Here is a 2,721-nt window from a genome sequence, read left to right as displayed (position 1 = left end):
CCGTTGTGACTGCCACGCTGGTGGCGGGCCTGTTCGCTGGCTGTGCCAGTAGCGCACCGCAACCCGATGCGGGCGCCGACGCACCGCGTCATCCTTCGATTGCCGCCGATGCCAGCCCGGTGCCTGCCTTCACCGGCGGTGGTGAAGGCTGGTCCATCGAAATCGCCTCCACCGGCAAGGGCAACCACGATGCCACGCTCACCGTTGCTGGCCGCAGCAGTGCTGGAACGCTGCGCTACCTCGGCCAACCGGCCGGTGCGCCCAGTTCGTTGACGGTGCTCAACGGTGAGCTGGGCAAGCAGCCGACCATTGTTGAGATCAAGCGCGAGTCCTGCCGCAATGCCGAAGGCGTGGATACATCGGCCAGCGTGCAGGTGACGGTTGAAGGCCAACCACAACGCCGGGGCTGTGGCTTCCTGGCCGTGTACTGACCGATGCACGCATGATCGACATCCCGTTGCTGGAAACACCGCGCCTGCGCCTGCGCGCGCAGCGCTTGGACGATTTCCCGGTATATGCCGCGTTCCTGGCCTCACCCCGTGCACGCGGCATGGGCGGGCCGTTCGGCGAAGTCGCCGCGTGGGGACAGTTCTGTCACGACCTGGCCAGCTGGCATCTGTTCGGGCACGGTGCCTTGATGATCGAGCGCCGCGACACGGGCGAGTGCATCGGCCAGGTGGGCATCAACCATGGCCCGCTGTTTCCGGAACAGGAACTGGGCTGGTTGCTGTATGCCGGGCAGGAAGGGCAGGGTTTCGCCAGCGAGGCGGCGGCGGCGCTGCGTGATTGGGCGTTCGTGGTGCGCGGATTGCCGACGCTGGTGAGCTACATGGCAGCAGACAACCACGCCTCGCAGGCAGTGGCGGTCCGCCTCGGCGGCGTGTTGGACGCGCAGGCGGTGCGCAGCGATCCGGATGACCTGGTGTTCCGCTATCCGCGCTGATGCGTGACGGTCACCGCGGCGCAGGCGCGCTGCACGCGGGAATGCCAACTGCGGCCACTGCGTGAAGAAGGCGCCAGCAGCCATCCACGCATCGGTCACCGCGTCGGGCAGACGCTGGACACCCATCTGTTGAAGGAACTGCCCATGACCACGCTCACCCTTCCCGAACTGGCCAAGAAAATGGCCGGCATCGATTTCACCATGCTGCAGACTCATGCCGGCGGCCAGATCGCTGGCCGCCCGATGAGCAACAACGGCGATGTGGACTACGACGGCGACAGCTGGTTCTTCACCATGGAAAACACCGATATGGTGCGCGAGATCAGCGCCGACCCGAACGTGGCGCTGGGCCTGACCGGCAGCAAGTCGCTGCTGGGCAAGCCACCGCTGTTCGTGCACGTGCAGGGCAGGGCGGCGCTGGTCCGCGATCGCGCCACGATGGCCCAGCATTGGGTGAAGGACCTGGAGCGGTGGTTCGAGCAGGGCGTGGATACGCCGGGTCTGGTGCTGATCCACGTACACGCCAGCCGCATCCATTACTGGGATGGCGAGGACGAAGGCGAGATCGTGGTCTGATCGCGGGGGCTGCACAGGGCCCCTGCACAGTGCTGCCGCAGCTCAGGAATGTGCAGGCGTGCCGGACCACGCGGCCAGTTCCGGTGCCAGCGCATGTTCAACGGCGCGGCGCAGCAGTGCCGGGGCCACGTAATGGCGATGGGCGCTGTCGATCATGGCCATGTAGAAGCGGCCAAACGCATTGAGCGTCTGCACGCGCGAGCCCAAGCTGATCTGGACCTGGCCGTCCTCGCAGAACTGCACGCGCACGCTGCTGCGGAAGCGGAGATGGCGGTCGTCTGCGCCGAGCAGCACTTCGGCACACCGGTCTTCCGCATCTACTCGGGCATCCAGCACCGGGAAACGTCCGCCGAACACGCGGCTGCGATCGGTGGACAGCAGCGACGACACCGGGCAGCCCAGCGGCGAGGTGCGCAGACGCAGTGGTGCAACCAGACGATTGCGCAGGGCCATCAAGCGGCCGACGCCCGCCGGCGGGTTGCGCAGGAACCCGTCCAGTATGTCGGCCAGCAGGGCGGAGGCCGATCGATGGCGGGTCTGCCCGCCGTGCAGGGTCAGCGTGGTCGTGTCGTTGTAGTGACCGTGCGGCAGGGCGCTGGCGAGCATTCCCGCTGAAGGCGACGACGCGCTGCTGCAGACCGGGTACGCCGGCGTCGCCCGCTCCACGAATCCGCGCAGTGGCTCCAGGTTGAGGCGGCGCAGCGGCCCCAGCAACGTGCGCATCTGCATGCACAGGCGCGCGCGCAGGCTGGGCGCTGCCGCCTGCAGTGACAGTTGCAGCAACGGCGTGGCGGCGAGTGTGGTTGCGCTGGGCCAGTGCGCCGCTGGCAGCACGTCGGTCAGGCTGGGAATGTCCGCGGCGTTTGCCTGTGCCAGTGCGCGCGCCTGCGCGCTCATTGCCCCGGCCAGTTCATTGCTGTGGCACGAGAGCGCGAACAGGGCAGGGTGGGCAGGACTGTTCGAGGCGAACTGGTGCCAGGTGCCACCACCAAAGCGCACGGTGAACAGGCAATCGGGCGGGATGCGGACACGACGCAGCGACCGCAGGAAGTGCGAGGGATCGTCCGCCAGCTGCTGATCGGATGCGCTGGCAAACCGCAGCTCCGCACCGGCACTGCCGGCGATGGCGGTGAACATGCGCGGCCCGGCATGGCGGTGGAAGGGATGGCCGCCGGCACCCACCACGAAGCTGTACAGCGATG

Annotated in this window: 4 protein-coding genes; 3 read left to right on the top strand and 1 reads right to left on the bottom strand. The window is 67.7% G+C overall.

From position 1 onward, the window contains the following. The 3 genes from AB4Y84_RS18690 to AB4Y84_RS18680 form a co-directional block, all read left to right on the top strand. Positions 1-431, top strand: a 431-nt coding sequence (locus AB4Y84_RS18690; protein ID WP_442250635.1) for a hypothetical protein, incomplete at its 5' end; no start/stop codon positions are given. A gap of 11 nt (positions 432-442) precedes the next feature. After that, positions 443-943 carry a GNAT family N-acetyltransferase gene (locus AB4Y84_RS18685; RefSeq protein WP_442243848.1) on the top strand — a complete coding sequence of 167 codons (501 nt, stop codon included), beginning with the start codon at positions 443-445 and terminating at the stop codon, positions 941-943. A gap of 144 nt (positions 944-1,087) precedes the next feature. After that, entirely contained in the window at positions 1,088-1,519 is a 432-nt protein-coding gene (locus AB4Y84_RS18680) for a pyridoxamine 5'-phosphate oxidase family protein (RefSeq protein ID WP_033832071.1), read from the top strand. A 42-nt stretch (positions 1,520-1,561) separates the two neighbouring features. Here the strand turns inward: AB4Y84_RS18680 and AB4Y84_RS18675 are convergent. Then, the coding region (locus AB4Y84_RS18675) for a DUF2867 domain-containing protein (RefSeq protein WP_442250634.1) at positions 1,562-2,721 on the bottom strand (1,160 nt) is incomplete at its 5' end.

Origin of the sequence: Stenotrophomonas sp. 2YAF22 (genome assembly GCF_052114665.1) — a bacterium.
Lineage (GTDB): Bacteria > Pseudomonadota > Gammaproteobacteria > Xanthomonadales > Xanthomonadaceae > Stenotrophomonas > Stenotrophomonas indicatrix.
This window is presented reverse-complemented; position numbering and strand designations above follow the sequence as displayed.

Coding starts and splice junctions, on each gene's coding strand:
- AB4Y84_RS18685 (WP_442243848.1), top strand. CDS start 443: ATGATCGACATCCCGTTGCTGGAAACACCGCGCCTGCGCCTGCGCGCG.
- AB4Y84_RS18680 (WP_033832071.1), top strand. CDS start 1,088: ATGACCACGCTCACCCTTCCCGAACTGGCCAAGAAAATGGCCGGCATC.